Source organism: Pseudomonas sp. GW823-FHT06B06, assembly GCF_058795195.1.
In genome coordinates, this window is the sequence record NZ_JBXAHO010000003.1 from 99033 (window position 1) to 120185 (window position 21153).

At 60.5% G+C, this 21153-nt stretch carries 16 protein-coding genes; 12 read left to right on the forward strand and 4 right to left on the reverse strand.

The window, feature by feature from the left end:
* The first annotated feature begins 1 nt into the window (after position 1).
* Both AC1Q8Q_RS03465 and AC1Q8Q_RS03470 read left to right on the forward strand, forming a co-directional pair.
* Positions 2-4852 (forward strand): dermonecrotic toxin domain-containing protein, encoded by a 4851-nt coding sequence (locus AC1Q8Q_RS03465; protein ID WP_432668200.1) that lies wholly within the window; start codon positions 2-4, stop codon positions 4850-4852.
* A 96-nt stretch (positions 4853-4948) separates the two neighbouring features.
* Positions 4949-5950 carry a FecR family protein gene (locus AC1Q8Q_RS03470; RefSeq protein WP_020797181.1) on the forward strand — a complete coding sequence of 334 codons (1002 nt, stop codon included), beginning with the start codon at positions 4949-4951 and terminating at the stop codon, positions 5948-5950.
* A 54-nt stretch (positions 5951-6004) separates the two neighbouring features.
* On the opposite strand, the gene pvdQ is transcribed toward AC1Q8Q_RS03470, so the two are convergent.
* Positions 6005-8341 (reverse strand): bifunctional acylase PvdQ, encoded by a 2337-nt coding sequence (gene pvdQ / locus AC1Q8Q_RS03475; RefSeq protein ID WP_432668201.1) that lies wholly within the window; start codon positions 8339-8341, stop codon positions 6005-6007.
* 255 nt (positions 8342-8596) lie between these two features.
* Between pvdQ and AC1Q8Q_RS03480 the strand changes: the two genes are divergently transcribed.
* Complete coding sequence (locus AC1Q8Q_RS03480; protein WP_020797183.1) at positions 8597-8968, forward strand: hypothetical protein; 372 nt, start codon at positions 8597-8599, stop codon at positions 8966-8968.
* 23 nt (positions 8969-8991) lie between these two features.
* Here the strand turns inward: AC1Q8Q_RS03480 and AC1Q8Q_RS03485 are convergent, their stop codons facing one another.
* Positions 8992-9180, reverse strand: a complete 189-nt coding sequence (locus AC1Q8Q_RS03485) for a hypothetical protein (RefSeq protein ID WP_020797184.1) — start codon at positions 9178-9180, stop codon at positions 8992-8994.
* A gap of 380 nt (positions 9181-9560) precedes the next feature.
* Here AC1Q8Q_RS03485 and AC1Q8Q_RS03490 point away from each other — a divergent pair, with 380 nt between their 5' ends.
* The 7 genes from AC1Q8Q_RS03490 to AC1Q8Q_RS03520 all read left to right on the forward strand — a co-directional run bounded on the left by AC1Q8Q_RS03490 (position 9561) and on the right by AC1Q8Q_RS03520 (position 14496).
* On the forward strand, positions 9561-10007 hold the full coding sequence (locus AC1Q8Q_RS03490) for a DUF411 domain-containing protein (protein WP_020797185.1): 447 nt from the start codon (positions 9561-9563) through the stop codon (positions 10005-10007).
* Positions 10007-10441 carry a YqaA family protein gene (locus AC1Q8Q_RS03495; protein ID WP_033040427.1) on the forward strand — a complete coding sequence of 145 codons (435 nt, stop codon included), beginning with the start codon at positions 10007-10009 and terminating at the stop codon, positions 10439-10441. Before AC1Q8Q_RS03490 ends, AC1Q8Q_RS03495 begins: the two co-directional genes overlap by 1 nt.
* A gap of 83 nt (positions 10442-10524) precedes the next feature.
* On the forward strand, positions 10525-11547 hold the full coding sequence (locus AC1Q8Q_RS03500) for an alpha/beta fold hydrolase (RefSeq protein ID WP_083349186.1): 1023 nt from the start codon (positions 10525-10527) through the stop codon (positions 11545-11547).
* A gap of 13 nt (positions 11548-11560) precedes the next feature.
* Entirely contained in the window at positions 11561-12514 is a 954-nt protein-coding gene (locus tag AC1Q8Q_RS03505; RefSeq protein WP_033040422.1) for a D-2-hydroxyacid dehydrogenase family protein, read from the forward strand.
* A 138-nt stretch (positions 12515-12652) separates the two neighbouring features.
* Positions 12653-13186, forward strand: coding sequence for a tetratricopeptide repeat protein (locus tag AC1Q8Q_RS03510; protein WP_020797189.1), 534 nt, complete (start codon positions 12653-12655; stop codon positions 13184-13186).
* A 66-nt stretch (positions 13187-13252) separates the two neighbouring features.
* Entirely contained in the window at positions 13253-13738 is a 486-nt protein-coding gene (locus tag AC1Q8Q_RS03515) for a sigma-70 family RNA polymerase sigma factor (protein WP_020797190.1), read from the forward strand.
* The gene (locus AC1Q8Q_RS03520) at positions 13735-14496 is read left to right on the forward strand and encodes an anti-sigma factor family protein (RefSeq protein WP_020797191.1); all 762 of its coding nucleotides are present in this window, start codon (positions 13735-13737) and stop codon (positions 14494-14496) included. The genes AC1Q8Q_RS03515 and AC1Q8Q_RS03520 overlap by 4 nt, the downstream gene beginning before the upstream one ends.
* Positions 14497-14600: 104 nt before the next feature.
* Here the strand turns inward: AC1Q8Q_RS03520 and AC1Q8Q_RS03525 are convergent, their stop codons facing one another.
* Positions 14601-15899 carry an ATP-binding protein gene (locus AC1Q8Q_RS03525; protein ID WP_083349188.1) on the reverse strand — a complete coding sequence of 433 codons (1299 nt, stop codon included), beginning with the start codon at positions 15897-15899 and terminating at the stop codon, positions 14601-14603.
* Positions 15900-15903: 4 nt separating this feature from the next.
* Complete coding sequence (locus AC1Q8Q_RS03530; RefSeq protein ID WP_020797194.1) at positions 15904-16605, reverse strand: response regulator; 702 nt, start codon at positions 16603-16605, stop codon at positions 15904-15906.
* 264 nt (positions 16606-16869) lie between these two features.
* Between AC1Q8Q_RS03530 and AC1Q8Q_RS03535 the strand changes: the two genes are divergently transcribed.
* A complete protein-coding gene (locus AC1Q8Q_RS03535) occupies positions 16870-18027 on the forward strand; it encodes an efflux RND transporter periplasmic adaptor subunit (protein WP_020797195.1) in 1158 nt (385 codons plus the stop codon).
* 15 nt (positions 18028-18042) lie between these two features.
* On the forward strand, positions 18043-21141 hold the full coding sequence (locus AC1Q8Q_RS03540; RefSeq protein WP_020797196.1) for a multidrug efflux RND transporter permease subunit: 3099 nt from the start codon (positions 18043-18045) through the stop codon (positions 21139-21141).
* Positions 21142-21153: the final 12 nt, after the last annotated feature.

Consider the following 21153-nt stretch of genomic DNA (forward strand, 5'->3'; position numbering starts at 1 on the left):
CATGACAATACCTGCATTGCCGTATTTTTTTGACGAGGCTGAGCGCGCGTCCAGTGCCAGGCAACCCGGCGAGCGGGAAAATGCGCTGGGCTTTACCCTGGACGATCTGAGTTGGCTGAAGACGGTTTACCTGCCGACCCAGGCAGCCCGCAAAAGCCATGTAAAACCGATGCAGGTCTTCAATCTGCTGTTGTCTTTGACCGACAAGGCCGACATCCCGTTGGCCGGCAGCTTTGCCATGAGCCGACCCGGCAATGGCGAGGTCACGCTCTACACACCGTGGAAAGGCTTGATCAAATTCGCGGACATGATCGACCTCAAAAGCAAACTTGAAGAGTGGTTGGCGCAGGCCACTGGACAACGTGAACTGTTGCGTTTCCTCTCCATCGAACAACGCATGGCCGCCGTCGCAGCACGCGATATTTCCACCCGCGAAATCGACGGTGCCGTGTTTGAAGATCAGGAACTCACGCTCAAGCAACAGCAGGAACACAACCTGAAGGCGATGATCGACGAATTGGTCAAGATGCCCACCTTGCAATCAATGCTGGACGACACCCTAAAGCACTCGCTGTACAAGTCGTTCCCCAAACTCGACCAGCGCCTGACGCAGCTGAAAAGCTTTGTCAGTACGGGTTCTGTGTTTGATGACGGCGAAACGACTCATACGGTTGCCTCGATGCCATTGAGCAACGCGCTGCTGGTTTTTTACCTGACGAACCAGTGGCCAAGGGGCGACTCCAGGGTGTTTGCCCACCCCGAGCACGTCATCAGCAGCGATGCCGACAACCAGGCCTGGGAAAGCGCAATAAAAGAAATCGCGCAGAGTCTCACCCCGCACCTGCACAGCCTGCTTGCGACGTTCTGGAACACGCCCATGGCCAATGGCTTGTCGCGACAGGCGTTTTTCGCCGAGAGCTTGCGTGACACTTTTCACGCGAGACTGTTACACCAGCGTCAGCAGGGCACTTTGACCACAGAGCAATACCAGCGACTGATGAATGTCAGCCTCGCCCCCGCCTCGATTGACCCTCTTCGCATAGAAAAAGTACGGGTCACCGCCCCCTTCAAACATTTTGCGGAGCTTGCCTCGACCTTGATGATTGGCGGCGCCAACTCGTTGGGTTTCCTGTACAGCCCGTCCCGAGGCATCGAGGCCTCAAGCGACCTGCCCGCGGTGAAAAAAATCGTCCTGCAGATGCTCGAAAGCGAGGGGCATGAAGACACGTTGCTCAATTTCATGTCATTGGACGAACGCAGCACCTTTCTGGGTCTGCAACCGAACGAACGGCTGATCATCGGTGAGCCCATCGTCGGCTCGGTGTTTACTCGCTTGATGCATGACATCGTGGATAAACAACGGCAAAACCTCAGCCATGCGTTGAGCCGTTACCGTGAAAGCGAAGGCATGCTGGACCCTCACGCCTTGCTCGACAACGCCCTGGACGTCCGGGGATTGATCGATCACCACTTGCTGCTGGCTGAAGCCCAGGGACGCTGGAGCACACGGCCGGACCGCGGCATTAACGCGCGACCGGCCACCGTGCGCGCCGAGTCGGCCAAACAGGAGCTGTCGCTGCTGAATTCGGTCGAACAGGCGCTCGATCAACTTCTTGAAAAACACCCGGCCATTCCCACGGCGACCCGCACGTTCACCGATGCGCGAAGCCTGGTCAACCTGTCGCTGGCGAGTTTGCAATCGAGTTTTACCCATACCCTGTCAACGGCCCTGCGCAGTGAACTGAAGCTGCGCACCGTCTCGCGCACTCTGGGTGCGTCAGAACAGGCGATCATCAAAACCGTGCTCGATACGCCCATACACTGGCAGCGAGCAGCATTGAACGGGTTTTTACCGGAAGTCTTTGCCCTGGCGTTGAACGCTGGCGCCACTGCGACCCCGCTGAAACTGGCCGGTTGTTTTGTCTTGACTGAACGGGGTGGCCTGGATCCGGTGCACTCGGGCAAAGCCATTCTGTGGACGCCAGCACTGGGATTTGAAGCCTTCAAGACACTGACGCCGCTAAAGGACGAGCTCGAACGGCGCCTGGAAAACGAAAATCATCGTTTTATGCTCCTGGAAAACCTCGGCCGCAGCGAGCGGTCGCCGGGCAAAGTCTACACGCTGGCGCCGCTGCAACGGATTCATGGGCATTTCCTCGACCATGTGCAAAAGCCCTTTGTTGATCTGGACCAAGCCTTCGTCACCCGTGCACTGACCACCCCACTCTCCCCCGCGCCGCTGGCCAACCTGTTGAATCTGGTAGCCCTGCGTGAGCCGATGACCGGCCTCGGTCGCGCGACTGACATCGCCCAGTCCCTGACCACCCAGCAAAAACTGCCGGCCTGGCTGGCCAAGGCGTCGATCAATGAGCTGATCCTGCATGGCGAACTGCTTGAGCAATACCTGAAAAACGTAAAGGACGACCAGGATTACCTCACCGGCATCCGCTCATTGCAGCGCACTGCCCACCATGAACTGGAAAAACAACTCAAGGCAGACAACTTCAACATCGACCCCGACAAGGTCCAGGTCGAGATCAGCGCGAGTGCCAGGACTGCGTCCAGCAGCCAGACCCTGACCGATTTTGCGTTGGCTCACCTCAAGGACCTGGACACCGTCCACCTCAAACTGACGTCCCTGGACACCACGGCCATTGCGCAAGGCTTCGACGAACGCTACATCAAAGACCTGATACGCAATCTGAAACCGGGTGAGCATCAGCGGAAAATACTCAGCGCAGCCCTCGCCGATACAGAGGCAAACAGGGTTCGCCGGCAGCGTTTCTACACGCAACTGCCCTGGCAACTGATGCACCACGCCCATGAAGAAAAACTGCAGGAGCGCTTGAGCGAAACCGGTTTTGACCTTGTCCGCCAAGTCATGGACATGCCGGACACCATCGCCCGAGCCGCCGTCGAAGGTGCCCACGCCATCATTCGGCCGTTGGAGTTCCTCGGTGTCAGTAGCGGCCAAACCGTAAAGGTGCCAGGCATCTACCTGATCGGTTCATCGGCAGACAGCACAGCGCCGCAGGTGCTGTTGGCCCCTCACAGTCCTCGGCACGGGATGAAGGAATACGCAAGCGAAGCCCAGTTGTTGGCCGAACTGAAGACACGCGGCCCACTGCTCGATTGGATACTCATGAACCTGGAGAACCCCGAGCGGATCTTGCTGGAGACGCGGATGGCAACGTCCAGCAACCGGGCGACAAGAGCCGCGCCGGTGGCCTCGGGCAATACCAGAGCCGAAGTCACGCTGGCATCCAACCCCATCAAGGGGCACCTGTTCGGTCAATTGTTCCATGACAATGCCGCGTTGTTGGGCCGATTGCTCGGTTGTCAGTCCGATGACAGAAAGCAGGGTGAATGGGCAACCATCAAGCACGTTCTGGGTGAAGACCTGCATGAGGCCTACTCGTTTTTCATGAGCAAGCTGGCCTACCCTGTCACGGTGTACTACAGCTACCGTGACATCAAGCAATCCGCTGAAGACCTGCAAACGCATAAATGGTCGGCGGCCATCAAGGCGTTCATCAGCGGCATTGCTCAACTCGCGTCGTTGCGCCAATCGCTGGACATTCCCGCAGCGCCGACTTCCAGGTCGATCGTTGCGCTGCAAGAAAAACCTGAAGCCGCCTGTAAATGGCAGGACATCAAGGTCACCGCCCCCGAACGCACTGGCCTGAAGCGCCATGAACGTCTGCACGTCGACCTGGCTACGCTCAAGCCCGACTCAACACCCGGGCTCTACGCGCACCCGACGACCCGGCAACTTTACGCGCCGGTGGAAGGCAAGGTATTCGCGGTGGCCAAACGCGGCACCCGCTGGCGCATCGCCGACACACAGGCGCTCGGCCCTTATCTACGGCAAAACGAAGCGAAACAATGGGTGCTCGACCGGGCTGTACCCACACCGCAATTTGGCCTCATCCGCCGACTGGATGCGCTGGCAGCGGCCTGGGACGGCATGAACATCGACGCCCATGGAATGGCGCAAATACGACGCCTTTTCCCGCTCAAGGCCCGGCAAATCGACGAAGCGCTGGACCTGGCAACGAGCTATGCCTGGAACAGTGTTCAAAACCTGCAGTTGCTGAAGAACGCCAACGACACGACCACCCCCGTGCACCAACTCATCAAGCGTTTCCTCGACGTGCCAGAAGTACTGCCCGCACATGTGGAAAAGCTGGAAAAAGTCGTGGGCGACATGTTCGCCGCCTTGTTGGACCCTTCCCTCAGAAAGGCCAAGTCCGATCGTTTTGTCGTCGGCAGGGTAATCGAAGGCGCCGAGAATACATTCGGTTTTGTCGTCCCGAAGGACATAAAAAAGAAAATCTATCTGGGAGAAAAGTTCTTTGACACCGGTTACGAGCACTACCGCCAACACCTTACCGACAAGACCTTCCCGATCAGTACGCATGCACGGGCGACGACTCTCCTGCATGAACTTTCACACATCGTTTGTCAGTCCGAGGACATTTCCTACATGGACCCTGGTAGACCTTTTGCCGATCTGATCGGCACTGCCAGCGGGACCGCCAGCCAGCTTAAACATGCGCTGACCAGTGTTCAGGACACCGCGTTGTCGATCAAGACACCCTACACACAACTGTTCATGACCCAGGATCCCGACACCGGCGAATGGGAAGACCCGGGAAGTACTACTTTGGAAGATACCGGTCGGGTAAAAGCGCATATTCTGGCGTTGACGGGCGCGCAAAACCTGAGCGGTGCCCGTGAGATCTTCAAAAAAAACTCACTGACTCGCCTGGCGGTACAACTTGGCAATGCTGACAGCGTGGCCTGGTTAATCAGTCAACTCGGGCGGGAGCTTCACACCCACACGCCTTGATTCAGAAAATAAACCGTCGTTTGATGGGTAAATGCCATGACGGCTGTTTTCGCAAGCTGCCCTCAAGGTTAGAATGCGGGAAATCAGGATGAGTCAATGACCGACACCCCTCTCTCGCAAGCCCAGTTTGACGCCATCACCGAAGCCGCCGCGCATTGGTGCATGCGCCTGCATGAACCTGACTGCACCGTTGAAGAGCGGCAGGCATTCGAGCAGTGGCTGGATGTTCATCCACTTCATCTGGTCGAGTACGAGGCCATGCTGGAAATCTGGGAAGTTGCAGGCGATCTTCCGCGACCAGACTCCAGCATTGCGCCAATGGTGCGCCGCACCCGGACGTCCTGGCGCACTGTCGGCATGGCGGCGGCGGTTTGTGCATTGGCGTTGCCTTTGGCGGCGTACAGCGGATGGAACCTGGGGTGGCTGCCCAATTCGTATCAACACTTCGAGGCGACCGACAGTGTGCGTCAGGTCACCTTGAACGACGGCAGCCAGGTCGAACTGAACCTGGGCAGCGAGTTGACCTACAGCAATTACAAGGATCGACGCCAGGTCACCCTGGGAAAAGGCGAAGCGTTCTTCAGCGTCAGCCACGACACGTCGCACCCATTCGTCGTCAAGGCGTCCGAAGGCCGAATCCGGGTCACCGGGACAAAATTCAACGTCTGGATGTATGAAGACCAGGTGAAGGTAAACCTGGTCGAAGGCTCGGTACTGGTCAGCAGCAACGATGACCTGTCGGGGGATGGCTTGAGGCTCGGCCCTTCGATGCAAGCGAGCTATCGCCACGGCGACCACGTTCCGCGGATCAGCCAGACCTACGACAACGACAACTCGCTGGCCTGGCGCAACGGCAAACTGGTGCTCGACGACCTGGCGCTCAGCGATGCCCTGCCATTGATCAACCGCTACCTTGAAAACCCCTTGATGGTCGCCGACAACAGCACCGGCGCGATCCGCATCGGCGGCATCTACAACATCAAGGAGCTTGATACCCTGGTGACGTCCCTGCCCAAGGTGCTGCCGGTCTACCTGACCCGCAACAAGGACGGCAACCCGGTCCTCAACTCCATTCCGCAGCAAGCCCCGAAAAGCTGAAGGCCGCAGACCTCGCGGCTGCGGCCTTCACGCTTCGATCAATCCGTCTTCAGCTTACTGGGTGACCACCCTGGCGTCCTGTTCACGGATGGTCTGGGCCTGATAGTCCGGGTCCGCCAGGATCTGTTGCTCGGTGAACGGCAACACACTGAGCTGCTTCTTCGAAAAAGCCAGCGTCTGGTCCCGCGAGTATTTCGAGGCTGGATCGCTCGACAGCGAAAATGCCAGCAGCCCCTTGGCCTGCGGGCCCTTTTCATCGAACGTCACCACTTGCAGGTAGCTGGTGCCGCTGACCACTTCGCGTTTGCCGTCGGTCCTGGGCACGCTCTGGATGGCGTTGTAGACGCCCAACGTACCCGGCCCGCCATGGATCGGCGTTTGCTCCCCACCGCTGCTGAACACTTGGACATCGCCCCAGCGGGCATCTTTCCTGAGCCCTGACGCCTGGACCTGCTCTACCGATGCCAGCATCGCTTGGCGCAACGCCTGCGCCACCTGTGGACGATCAACCGCCACGCCTCTCGGCGTGTGTTGCGGGTCCAGCGGATCGAACGCCACGCGCCAGGCATCGGGCACCTGATCCAGCGCCTCCATGACATTCTGGAAATGCACGAAGCCCATGCCGCTGTCGAGGTTGGCCTTGCGATCCCAGGCCTTGAGGCTGGCACACAGCGGCGCCAGCGCCTGCGCATCGGCCCCCAGGTCGGCCGCGCAGAATTGCAACAGGTCCGGCATCACTTGCGCCGCCTGATACACCTGGTCATCCAGCACCATCTGTTGCAGATCCGCCGCCGCGATCGGCCCGGACTGGGCCAGTGAACCCAAGCGATCCAGGGCGAACCGCGCGCGCAGCCCCAAGGGTTGGCCGTCCTGGCTGATCAATGGCGAGAACCCGGTGAGCGGCTGCGCCGGGTTGGCCAGCCAGGCCGAATCATTGGAATGCTGCACGAAGTCCTTGCGGAGCAATTGCGGCAATTGGCTTGCGGCATAAATGCCTTTTTGTGCGGCGTGCGGGTCGATGTCCCAGGCGCAGGCGCTGTTTGAACCGTCGAGGATGATCATCTGCAAGCCGATTCGTGGATCACTGCACTGCGCGAGTTTTTCGTTGCTCACGTTCGGCACCACCGACAGGTTCATGTACAGCGTCTGGCCCTGATCGTCCGCCGCCAGGGTGTTGACCCACGGGATGCCCTGGATTTCATGGACCGAAGCCTGGAACTCCTTGAGGCTGCCGGCACGGTTCATGGCGTACCACTGCTGCAACACCCGGTCATTGTCCAGGTTGGCATCGCGCAAGCTATAGGCGAATTGATTATCCCAATCCAGCTTGCCCGGCCATTGCACAATCGGGCCAAATTGCGAGCTGTACACCACGTGGGACACCGCTTTGACCGTGCCATCCGGCTGTTTGAGGTCAACCGTCAGCGTCTGTTTGTGCATTGGCAGGGATTGGCCATCGAGCAGGTAACGGGTCGGATCCTTGGGATCGAGCTGCAGTCGATACAGCGTGAAGTGTTTGGACGAATCCACCGTGTGGGTCCAGGCCAGGTGCTGGTTGAAGCCGATATTGATCAACGGCAATCCAGGCAATGCGGCGCCCATGACGTCCAGTTTGCCAGGGATGGTCAGGTGCATCTGGTAGAAACGCATCCCGCCGACCCACGGAAAATGCGGGTTGGCCAGCAACATGCCGCGTCCGTTGAAGGAACGCTCGCTGCCCACCGCCACCGCGTTGCTGCCGCGATCGAGGGCAAAGCGCTGCAAGCGTAAAGCGGCCACCTGGAATGAAGCCTGCTCATGGCCAGTTGCGGCGACCGCGGCCGGCGGCGTCGTACCCGCCAGGGCTTCGGCGAACTGCCCGACGCCGCCCTCGACCAGCAAGCGCCGGGTCAGCTTGACCAGATCCATCGCGGTGATGTCCCGCACCCAATCGCCCTGGCACTGCGGCGGCAGGCCCCGCGCCCGACGCTCGTCCAGGGAACGGTTGTAACCGGCCACATAACCTTCCATCAGCTGCCGCACTTCGAGGGGTTGCGCCTGCCAGAAAGCATTGACCGCCTGCGGGGTGTTCAACCAGGTGAAAAACAGATCGCTGACGCGGTTTTCACGCCCTTCGACGGTGGACGGGTCCGGACCGAAGAACCGTGAACGTTGACCGTTCACCGTGGCGATCTCGTTGGCCAGCAAACACAGGTTATCCTGAGCGTAGGCATAGCCGATGCCGTAACCGAGCCCCCGCTCGTTTTCGGCTCGAATATGCGGCACACCGAAACTGGTGCGGCGGATATCGGCACTCGCCTGCCCAGGCAGGTTGTGTGCGTTCGCCGCAAGGCTCAGCCCGAGAAATACACCCGCCAGGCTTATCCTGGCTAACTGGCTGGAAATAATCACACTCGCTCCTGATCGAAAAACGATGGTCACAGTTCTGCGTACAGACTGCGCATCCTGTTAGGGACGAAGCAAACGACGAAAATTTAGGAGACTGGATGGCGGTCGCGGACCGCATTTCAACGCCACCTTACACAGTGGTCACATCATGACGACGAAATTTCTACATTTAAGTCTTCATGATTTGGGTCGCTCATGCGTCTGTAAGGCAAGAGCGCCCAATTTTTCCCGATCAGGCTCTGAAAAGGAGTTTTTGCAATGTACAACTCGCAACTGCCAACGGACGGTAGCAAAGCGCCAAAGGGCACTTCCATTGGGGTCGGTGTTTTCGACCAGCGTACCGAGCGCCACGGCAACGAGCGCATCCGCATCCTGCTCAAGAGCTTTGGCCTGCGAACCAGTCTGATTCGCCTGAAAGTCATCGACGCCTTGCTGTCGGCCGCCGAGAACGACCGCAGCCTGGGCGTGCGCGGCGTGCACACGCAGTTGCTGGAACTGGATATTCCCTTATCGTTCCTGAGTGTGCGCGAAGTGTTGAAACGCCTGTGCAGCGAAGGCGTGATTGTCCTCAATGCGGACAAGAGCTACAGCCTCCACCCACGCGCCGTCGCCCTGCTGCACCACGACTGATCGAGCCAGGCCCGGCGCGTCGCTCAGGGCTTGACCTTGCGGCGCATCATGCCGTTGACGACCACCACGACCACCGCCACGCCAATGGCGATGTACTGGAACAGTTTTTCACTGATGACACCGGTGTTCTGCAAATACGAAAGGCCAAACATGATTCCCAGTACCACGAGGGAGATCAGAATCGAGTATTTCAAACGTTGCGATTGAGTCATTGGTAATTCCTGAAGCTGAAAATATGTATCCGCTGTGTATCCATCAAACGGGGGCTTATGTTACAGCCGATGAAGATTTTTAGCTTTATCGCGGCGAAGGCGGCCTGACAGCCGCCCCATGTGTGATCGTACCCATGCTCTGCGTGGGAGTTCCTCCAGGGACGCTCGGCGTTCCGCTGACGACGCATGACGTGAGCCGTGTGCAACGGGTGCGGCCGCCAACCTGACAAACTTGTCATCTTCCCCTCATCCGCCTGACAACTTTGATCTACGATAATAAGGCCAAGCAACTCGGTAGCACTTCGAAACACACTCGCAGCGCCTACCCGCAAAAAACCCTCAAAATATGATTTTCGCCCGCAACCCGAGACCCTTCCCTCATGCGAACTCATTTACGTCTGGCTGCCTTGGGCGCCCTGTTGATTTCCTCCCTGGCCCAAGCCGCCGACCTGATCCCGATCGAGGTCCATCGTGATGCCAATTGCGGTTGCTGCAAGAAATGGATCAGCCATCTCGAAGCCAATGGCTTCAAGGTAGAAGACCACGTCGAAAGCAACATGAGCGAGTTCAAGCAACAACACGGCGTACCACCGCGCCTGGCCTCGTGCCACACCGGCTTGATCAACGGCAAATTCGTAGAAGGCCATGTGCCAGCCGATCAAGTACTGGCCCTGAGCAAACGCGATGACCTGTTGGGTGTTGCCGCCCCTGGCATGCCCATGGGCTCGCCGGGCATGGAAATGGACGGCATGAGCGATGCCTATCAGGTGATCGGCCTGAAAAAGGACGGTACGGATGTGGTGGTGGCGGACTACCCCGCCCATTGATTTTCACTGCCTGCTTCGGCTTGTTCCTGGCGGCATTCGGTGCCGCGACTTTACTGCCGCTGCAGTCCGAAGCAGTGCTGGTCGGGCTGATACTCAGCGATCGGTACTGGCTGTGGTTGCTGCTGGCTGTCGCCACGCTGGGCAACGTCCTCGGTTCAGTGGTGAACTGGTGGCTGGGGCGCGCCATCGAGCGCTTTCGGGACCGGCGCTGGTTCCCGGTCAGCGCCAGGCACCTGGAAAACGCCCGTCGTCACTATCAACGTTACGGCCACTGGTCGTTACTGCTCAGTTGGCTGCCGGTGATCGGAGACCCACTGACCCTGGTGGCCGGCGTCATGCGCGAGCCGCTGGGGCGTTTCCTGTTGATCGTGACCCTGGCCAAGGGCGCCCGTTATGGCGCAGTGGCGTTGGCCACCCTGGGGTGGATGAGTTGAACCAAGTGCCGCGGCGATTGCCTGTTTAATGTCGCCCTAATCGTGCCGATCCAGCATCGGCGGATTTTCAACGGAGTTCATCCATGCCCCTTACCCGCTCATGCTGGCTGCCCGGCCTGCTGCTGACCGCCGCCATGCCCGCCATCGCTGCCGAGGGCCCGGTCTACGGACCGGAGCTGCAAGGCTTCGAATACCCCTACACCCTCAAGCATTTTGCGTTCGAGTCCCAGGGCAAATCCCTGCAAATGGGCTACATGGACGTGGCAGCCCATGGCAAGGCCAACGGCCGCAGCGTGGTGCTGATGCACGGCAAGAACTTCTGCGGCGCCACCTGGGAAACCTCGATCAAGGCCCTGAGCGACGCCGGCTACCGGGTCATTGCCCCGGATCAGATCGGTTTCTGCACGTCCAGCAAACCGGACAATTATCAGTACACCTTCCAGCAACTGGCGAGCAACACCCAGCAACTGCTCAAGGCCCTCGGCATCCAGAAAGCCAGCTTGCTCGGACATTCCACCGGCGGCATGCTCGCCACCCGCTATGCGCTGCAATATCCCGAACAGGTTGACCAGCTTGCGATGGTGAACCCGATCGGCCTGGAAGACTGGAAAGCCCTCGGCGTGCCTTATCGCACGGTCGATCAATGGTATGAGCGCGAACTGAAGGTGACAGCCGAAGGCATCCACGACTACCAGCGCAACACCTATTATGATGGCCGCTGGAAGCCCGAATTCGACCGCTGGGTAGACATGTACGCCGGCATGGCCAAGGGCCCTGGAAAAAACCAGGTCGCCTGGAACTCGGCTTTGATCTACGACATGATTTTCACCCAACCGGTCTACTACGAGTTCAAGGACCTGAAGGTGCCGACCTTGCTGCTGATCGGCACCGCCGACACCACGGCGATCAACAAGGACATCGCGCCCCCCGAGGTCAAGGCGAAAATCGGTCATTACGACTTGCTCGGCAAGCAGGTGGCGAAACTGATTCCCCAATCGACCCTGGTCGAATTCCCCGGCATGGGGCACGCGCCGCAGATGGAAGAGCCGGCGCAATTTCACAAGGCCTTGCTTGGCTGGCTGGACAAAACCAACCCCGTTCCTTGATGAGGTAAGGCTGATGGCGGTACAGATTGCAGTGATCGATGATTGGCAGGATGTGGCCCGCGACGTGGTGGACTGGTCGGCGCTGGAGACCATCGGCCAGGTCGCGTTCATCCACGACTACCCCGCTGACAACCCGACCCTGGCCGCGCGCCTGGGCGAGTTTGAAGTGATCTGCGTGATGCGCGAGCGCACGCGCTTCGACGAAGACCTGCTGCGCCGCTTACCCAATCTCAAGCTGCTGGTGACCGGTGGCATGCGCAATGCCGCCCTCGACCTCAAGGCCGCTGCTGCGCTCGGCATTCAGGTCTGTGGCACCGACAGCTATAAACATGCCGCGCCGGAGCTGACCTGGGCACTGATCATGGCCGCAACCCGCAACCTGGTGGTCGAAGCCAACGCCTTGCGCGCCGGAAAGTGGCAGCAAGGCCTCGGTGGCGACCTGCATGGCAAGACCCTGGCGATCCTGGGCCTGGGCAGCATTGGCCAACGGGTCGCCCGCTTCGGCCAGGCGTTCGGCATGCGGGTCATCGCCTGGAGTGAAAACCTCAACGCCGAACGCGCCGCCGAGTTCGACGTAACCTACGTCAGCAAGCAGCAATTGTTCGAGCAGGCCGACGTGTTGTCGGTGCACCTGGTGCTCAGTGAGCGCAGCCGTGGCATGGTGGACGCGCAGGCGTTGGCATGGATGAAGCCCACGGCGCTGCTGGTCAACACCGCGCGCGGGCCGATTGTCGATGAAGCGGCGCTGATCAAGGCCCTGCAGAAACAACGCCTGGGTGGCGCGGCGCTGGACGTGTTCGAGCAAGAGCCCCTGCCCGCGCATCATCCGTTCAGAACCCTGGACAACGTGCTGGCAACGCCCCACGTCGGGTACGTCAGCCAGCAAAATTACCATCTATTCTTTGCGCAGATGATCGAGGACATCCAGGCTTGGGCGGCGGGAAAGCCGATGCGTCTACTGAGTTGACAGCGCCCGGTAACCTGGGGCTTTTGTTGCAAAAAATCGCCAAAAAAAACGAATAAATGTTCAGGCCGAGGTGTTTATGTTTCGCATGAAGGGTCATCAGCCCTTCTCAACGTTTTCGGCCCGTTCGGAGCATTGCCCATGAATCGCCGTCTCTCGATTGTTACTGCATCGCTGGTGCTTGCCGTCGCGCTGTCCAGTTCCCTGGCATGGGCCAACGGCGAGGAAGATACCCCTGCCAAACCGCAGTGCCCTCGAGGGCAGGTGTTCGACAGCAAGGCACAAAGGTGCGTCAAGCAGACCAGCATGCTCTTGCCGGATGCCGACCGTACCGACTACGCCTATCAGCTGGCCAAGGACGGGCGTTACGAAGAAGCCTTGGCCCTGCTCGATACGCTCAAGCAACCCAACACTGCCAAGGCCTTGAACTATCGGGGCTACGCCACGCGTAAACTGGGACGTACCGATGAAGGCATCGGTTATTACCTGCAGTCAGTCAAGCTTGATCCGCAATATGCGCTGGTTCGCGAGTACCTTGGCGAAGCCTATGTGATCAAGGGCCGGCTGGACCTCGCCCGGGAACAGTTGCAGCAGATCAAATCGATCTGCGGCAACACCACCTGCGAGCAATACCAGGACCTCGCCGAAGCCATCAACGCGTCATCGAAAACCTGACAACCCGATTGGAGGGAGGTCGCTATCGCCAGCGATCAGGACATTAGGGCAGAACTGGGACAGCACTTGGCGCGTCTGTGGCGTTACGGCTTGCTGTTGTCCCGACAACGGCATGTCGCCGAGGACCTGGTGCAGGCCACCTGCGTGCGGGCGCTCGAACGCGGCGGGCAATTTGAATCGGGCACGCGCATGGACCGTTGGCTGATGAGCATTCTGCATTCGATCTGGGTCAATGAAGTGCGAGCCCGCCGAGTGCACCAGGGCCAGGGCGTGGTGGATGCCGATCAAGCCCTGTCGTTCGATGGCGAACAAGCGGCACATACCCATGTTCGCGCCGCGCAGGTGATCCGGCGCGTAGAGGCGTTGCCCGAGGCCCAGCGCGAAACGGTGTTTCTGGCCTACGTCGAAGGCTTGTCCTACCGCGAGGTGGCCGATGTCCTGCAAGTCCCCATCGGCACCGTGATGAGCCGACTGGCCGCCGCCCGGCTGAAACTCGCCGAGTATCCGCCCCTGCACACGGTGCCGAACCCTTCCACCGGAGAACGTCGATGAACGCGAAACTGTCGGATGAGCAACTGGTGGCCTACCTGGACAACCAGCTCGATGCCGAACAACGCAGCCGCATCGATGCCGCCCTCGCCGAAGACCCGATGCTCGGCCTGCGCCTGCAATGGCTGGACCGCAGCAGCATGCCGTTCAAGTCAGCTTACGACGAAGTGACTCGACAAGCCCCGGTCGAGCGCCTCCAAGCCATGCTCGATACCCTGCCCGTCCCGACACGCCCTGCACTGAGTCGGCGCTGGTTCCTCGCGGCCGCCGCCGGATTGCTGGCGGGCGGTGTGCTGGCGGATCGTTTGTTCCTCGGTTGGCAAACCAGCCAGCAGACCCACAACTGGCGCGGGCTGGTCGCCGACTACATGGTGCTCTACGTACCGGAAACCCTCGACCATTTGCCCAGTGACGAAGCGACACAACTGGCGCAGCTACGCACCATCGACGCACGATTGGGCCTTAATCTGCTGCCGGCAAAACTGGCGTTGCCACGCGCCCAATTCAAGCGCGCGCAAATCCTTGAATACGACGGCGTGGCTATCGCCCAGATCACCTACCTCGACCCGGTCCATGGGCCGATGGCGCTGTGCGTCACGCGCTCCAACAGTGGCAGCCGGCATTTTGCCAAAGAGCGACGGCACGGGATGAACATCGTGTATTGGTCGGATATGGAGCACGCGTGGATGCTGATCGGGCGTAATTCGCCGGTGGATCTTGAGGAGATGGCCACGCAATTACGCACTCGGATCCGCGCCTGAGCCTTGTAGGAGCTGCCGCAGGCTGCGATCTTTTGATCTTGATATTGGAAGAAGCAAGATCAAAAGATCGCAGCCTGCGGCAGCTCCTACCGGGTGATGATGGATCAGGGCGCTGTCGGCAACCACAGCCGAAACCGTGCCCCACCCAACGGCGACGCTTGCACCGTCAACGTTCCACCCTGGGCTTCCAATGCCCGACGGCTGATTGCCAGCCCCAGGCCAAACCCGCCGGTGGCCCGATCCCGGCTGCGATCGAGTCGATAGAACGGTTCGAATATCCGCTCGCGCTCGTCATCCGGGATACCGATCCCGTCGTCGTCCACCCAGATCTCACAGCCTTTGGGGCACACCTGTACGCCTACCTGAATGCGCCTTTCACAGTAGCGCATGGCGTTGCGCAACAGGTTTTGCAGGGCGCGGGCGGTCAGGCGTGGGTCGAGGCTAAAGCGTTCGAGCTGGCCGTGCAGCAACACGTCGATGACGATATCCGGCGATTGTTCTTCGTCGACGCTGCCCAGGATGCTGTCGATGAATTCATCCAGCGACACTTCGATAGGCTCCGGTAAACGCGCGGGGTTTTGCAGGCGGCTGTACGACAGCAATTCCAGCACCAGTTCGTCGAGCTCACGGATGTGATTGACCAACCCCTGCAAGCGCTCGCGGCTGGTGGCGGGCAAATCATCGGAAAGGGCCAGGGCCAGGCCAAAATCCAGGCGGGTCAATGGCGTGCGCAACTCGTGGGATACGGCGTTGAGCAGGTCCCGCTGCTGATTCAGCAGGTTTTCGATGTCGCCAGCCATCGTGTCGAAAACGTTGGCAAGACTGCCGATGTTGGAACTGGCGGCAATCTGCGTACGCTCGCTCAAGTGCCCCTTGCCGAAGCGTTCCGCCGCGCCCTTGAGCCGTTCCAGGTCACGCCAGTGCGGGCGCAGCCACAGCAACAGACAGGCGAGCATGGTCGCGCCGATCAGCACGTTGATGCTCCAGTACAACAGGCTGACGTCCATCGGGTCTGGCGGCACGACCATTTGCACCACGGTGCGCTCGTTCAGCGGTGCCACCGCCAGGGTGCGCCAGCCCCAGTCGCCAACGCGCACGACGTTTTCGCCGCGCTGCAAACGCTGCTGTTCTTCGCTCGACAAGCTGGCATCGTCAATGGCGCTGAGCACGATATGCAGCGGTTCGAATTCCTTGTCCATTTGCGCGGCCAAGGCTGGCCATTGTTCGCTCGGGACGGCCTTGAACTGCCTGACCATGAGGGTTTGCAAACCACGCGAGTAGTCCAGGTTGTAGGTGATGAAGCGCTCGTGGAAGACCTTGATCACTAGGTCCGGCACCAGGTAGATCGCGGTGCTGAACGAAACGATGGTCACCAGGTACAGGCGAAAGAGGATTCTGAACATCGTCTCAGCATTCCCACTCGGATCGACTGAACAGGTAACCCTTGCCCCACACGGTCTTGATCTTGCGAGCCTCGCCGGCATTGTCGTCGAACTTGCGCCGCAGCTTGGAGATGGCCACGTCCACCGAGCGGTCGGTGCCGTTGAACTCGATGCCACGCAGGCGTTGCAGGATCTGGTCGCGGCTCAACACTTCGCCAGCATGTCGGGCCAGCACCACCAGCAAGTTGTACTCGCCGCTGGACATTTCCACCGGTTGCCCGCGCCAGGTCACCGTGCGCTCGGACAGATCGATGCACAGGTTGCCCATGAGGATCCGGTCATTGGCCGCCAATGGCTCGGCAAGGCTGCTGCGCCGTAGCAAGGTGCGCACCCGGGCCAGCAGCACCCGGGGTTCGCAGGGTTTGGTGACGTAGTCGTCGGCGCCCATTTCCAGGCCCAGTACCTGATCGTGGCTGTCGTCGCGGGCGGTGAGCATGAGGATCGGCAAGCTTGCTGAATCGGCGCGCAGCAAACGGCAGACTTGCAAGCCATCGAGACCGGGCAGCATCAAGTCGAGGATCACCAGGTCCGGCGGTGTGAGCCGTGCGCGTTCGCGCACCTGATCGCCTCGACCGATTACGTTGACGGAGTAACCGTTGCGTTCCAGGTAGCTGGCGATCAGCTCGGCGAGTGCGGTGTCGTCTTCGACCAGGAGGATGTTGGGCATGGGTGTTTCCAGAAATGCTGTGGTGCCGGTCAGGCCGCTTTCGCGAGCAGGCTCGCTCCCACAGGGAATGCATTTCAACTGTGGGAGCGAGCCTGCTCGCGAAGACAATCTGACAGGCGCAATAAAATTCATGGCCTGAAGGATATACGCCCTCACACACACCTGAGCAAAACCCTTACACAATTTCACACAGCACCAACAAAGCTTCACCGCTACCATCGCCGTCGCCCAGTAGGATGCTGGGGGTCACTATTGGGGTCATCCATGTCAAAGAAACTGCTTGCCGGGCTCAGCCTGATCGCACTGGCGTTGACGCTGAGCGCGTGCGACAAGTCTTCGATCGCCGAAGAACAGCCGCCATTGGCCAGCGTTCGCATCGAAACCGTCGAAACCCGAGCGCTGTCGATCAGCAGCGAATTGACCGGGCGCATTGCCGCGCCGCGCATGGCCGAGGTGCGCGCCCGCGTCGCCGGCGTGGTACTGCAACGGGCCTTTCGCGAGGGCAGTGACGTGAAAAAGGGCGAGGTGCTGTTCCGGATCGATCCGGCGCCGTTCAAGGCAGATCTCGATAGCGCCGAGGCAGTATTGCGCAAGGCCGAGGCCAACGCGTTCCAGGCGAAACTGCAAGAGCAGCGGTACGCCCAGTTGATTGACGACAAGGCCATCAGCGGCCAGGACTACGACAACGCCCGGGCCAACGCCCGGCAAACCGCCGCCGACGTAGCCGCCAGCAAGGCGGCGGTTGAACGCGCCCGGCTGAACCTTGGCTACGCCACGGTCACCGCGCCGATTTCCGGACGTATCGGTCGCGCGCTGGTCACCGAAGGCGCACTGGTCGGGCAAAACGAGACCACGCCTTTGGCGCTGATCCAGCAACTCGATCCGATCCACGCCGACCTGACCCAATCAACTCGCGAACTCAACGACCTGCGCCGGGCGTTCCGGTCCGGCCAATTGAAGGAAGTGGGCCAAGGCCAGGCCAAGGCCACCCTGATCCAGGACGACGGGAGCCTCTACCCGTTGCCCGGCAAGCTGCTTTTCACCGACATCACCGTCGACCCGGGCACCGGCCAGGTCATCCTGCGCAGCGAATTCCCCAACCCGGACCTCGACCTGCTGCCTGGCAGCTTCGTGCGCGTGCGCCTGGAGCAAGCCGTCAACCAGCAAGGCATCAGCGTGCCGCAACGGGCCATCCAGCGTGACAGCGCCGGCATCGCCCAGGTATTGCTGCTCGACGCAGAGCAGCGCGTCAGCCAACAGCCGGTCGAACTGGGGCCGGTGCAGAACGACCGTTGGGTCGTCACGGGCGGGTTGAAGCCCGGCGACCGCATCGTCATCGAAGGCCTGCAACACGCCCGCCCCGGCGAAAAAGTGCAGGTCGACGACACCCCTCTTCCACTTGCCCAGGTTTCTGGCCAGTAAGCAGGACGCTTGTTTATGCCGCAGTTCTTTATCGATCGCCCGGTGTTCGCCTGGGTGGTCGCGCTGTTCATCCTGTTGGCCGGTGCCCTGGCCATTACGCAGTTGCCGGTGGCGCAATACCCCAACGTCGCACCGCCGCAAATCGAAATCTATGCCGTGTACCCCGGTGCGTCAGCGCAGACCGTGGACGAAAGCGTGGTCAGCCTGATCGAGGAAGAACTCAACGGCGCCGACCATCTGTTGTACTTCGAATCGCAGAGCAGCCTGGGCAGCGCCACGATCAAGGCCACTTTCCAGCCGGGCACCGATCCGGAAATGGCCCAGGTCGACGTGCAGAACCGCCTCAAGGTGGTGGAGTCGCGTCTGCCGCAGGCGGTGAACCAGCAAGGCTTGCAGGTGGAAAAAGTGTCCGCCGGCTTCCTGCTGTTGATCGCCCTCACCTCAAGCGACGGCAAGCTCGACGACGTGGCGCTCAGCGACTACCTGGCGCGCAACGTGATGAACGAGATCAAGCGCCTCGACGGCGTCGGCAAGGCGCAGCTGTATGGCGCCGAGCGCGCCATGCGCATCTGGATTGACCCGCGCAAGTTGATCGGTTTCAACCTGACCCCGGCGGATGTCAACGCCGCCATCGTCGCGCAAAACGCCCAGGTCTCAGCCGGCAGCATTGGCGATTTGCCGAGCCGCACGACTCAGGAAATCACCGCGACCATCCTGGTCAAAGGCCAGCTGTCGAGCCCTGAAGAGTTCGCCGCCATCGTGCTCAAGGCCAACCCTGATGGTTCCACGGTGCGCATCGGCGATGTCGCGCGGGTCGAGATCGGCAGTCAGGACTACCAGTTTTCCACGCGCCTGAACGGCAAGCCGTCGACTGCCGTCGGCGTCCAGTTGTCACCGGGGGCCAATGCCCTGAACACCGCGACCCTGGTGAGGGCCAAGATGGACGAACTGTCGCGCTACTTCCCCGCGGGCGTCCAGTACACGATTCCTTACGACACCTCGCCTTTCGTCAAGGTCTCGATCACCAAGGTGGTCTACACCCTCGGCGAGGCGATGTTGCTGGTGTTCGCGGTGATGTTCCTGTTCCTGCAGAACATCCGCTACACCCTGATACCCACGCTGGTGGTGCCGGTGGCGCTGATGGGCACCTTCGCGACCATGTTGGCCCTGGGGTTTTCCATCAACGTGCTGACCATGTTCGGCATGGTGCTGGCCATCGGTATCCTGGTGGATGACGCGATCGTCGTGGTGGAGAACGTCGAGCGGATCATGGCCAGCGAAGGCCTGTCGCCCAGGGAGGCGACCCGCAAGGCGATGAAGCAGATCACCGGGGCGATCATCGGCATCACCCTGGTGCTGGTGGCGGTGTTCATTCCGATGGCCTTCATGCCGGGTTCGGTCGGGGTGATCTACCAACAGTTCTCGCTGTCGATGGCCACCTCGATCCTGTTCTCGGCCTTCCTCGCCCTGACCTTGACCCCCGCGCTGTGCGCGACCTTGCTCAAACCGATTGCCCAAGGCGTACACCACGAGAAGACCGGATTCTTTGGCGGGTTCAACCGCCGCTTCGAGCGACTTACCGAGCGTTATCAGGGCTGGGTTGCCTATGCATTGCAGCGCACCGGGCGTTACCTGTTGATCTACGCGGTGCTGCTGGTGGCCCTGGGCGTGTGTTTCATGCGCCTGCCCTCCTCGTTCCTGCCGGTGGAAGACCAGGGCTACACCATCACCGACATTCAATTGCCACCCGGCGCGAGCAAGCACCGTACGGTGCAGGTGGTCGAGCAGATCGAAGCGCACAATGCCGGCGAACCGGGCATCAGCGACAGCGTGGTCATTCTCGGTTTCAGCTTCTCCGGCAGTGGCCAGAACGCGGCGCTGGCGTTCAGTACGTTGAAGGATTGGTCCGAAAGAGGCGTCAAGGACTCGGCCGCTGCCATTGCCGACCGGGCCAACGCTGCCCTCAGCCAGATCAAGGATGCCATGGCGTTTTCGGTACTGCCGCCACCCGTCGATGGCCTGGGCACGTCCAGTGGCTTCGAATTTCGCTTACAGGATCGCGGCGGCCTCGGCCATGCCACGCTGATGCAGGCGCGCAGTGAATTGCTCGCGGCGGCTGAAAAGAGCCCGGTACTGATGAACGTGCGCGAAAGCGCCCTGGCCGAAGCGCCGCAAGTGCGGTTGGTCGTCGACCGTCAGCAGGCCAACGCTTTGGGCGTGTCGTTTGCCGACATCGGCAGCGTGCTCTCCACCGCGATCGGTTCGACGTACATCAATGACTTTCCCAACCAGGGGCGGATGCAACGGGTGGTGGTCCAGTCTGAAGGCGATCAACGCAGCCAGGTCGCCGATCTGCTGAAGATTCACGTACGCAACAACAACGGAAAAATGGTGCCTCTATCGGCCTTCACCCAGGCCGAATGGACCCAGGGCCCGGCGCAACTGACCCGTTACAACGGTTATCCGGCGATCAGCATCTCCGGCGAGCCGACACCCGGCCACAGCACCGGCCAGGCCATGGCGGAAATCGAACGGCTGGTGGCGCAAGGTCCGGCCGGATTGGGCCAGGAGTGGACCGGGCTGTCGTTGCAAGAACGTTTGTCCGGCAGCCAGGCGCCGATCCTGCTCGGTTTGTCGCTGTTGATCGTGTTCCTGTGCCTGGCGGCGTTGTACGAGAGCTGGTCGATCCCGACCTCAGTTTTGCTGGTGGTGCCACTGGGTGTACTCGGCGCAGTGCTCGCGGTGACACTGCGCGGCATGCCCAACGATGTGTTCTTCAAGGTCGGCCTGATCACCATCATCGGCCTGTCGGCAAAAAACGCGATCCTGATCATCGAATTCGCCAAGAGCCTGTACGACGAAGGCCACGATTTGATCGACGCCACCCTGCAAGCCGCACGCTTGCGCCTGCGGCCTATCGTCATGACCTCGCTGGCGTTCATCCTCGGCGTGGTGCCGTTGGCGATCGCGACCGGCGCCAGTTCAGCCAGCCAGCAGGCCATCGGCACCGGGGTAATCGGCGGAATGATCTCCGCGACCCTGGCGGTGATATTCGTGCCGGTGTTTTTTGTGGTGGTGATGAAACGGGTGCGCAAGCGCCATAAAAACCTATAACCAACACCACCC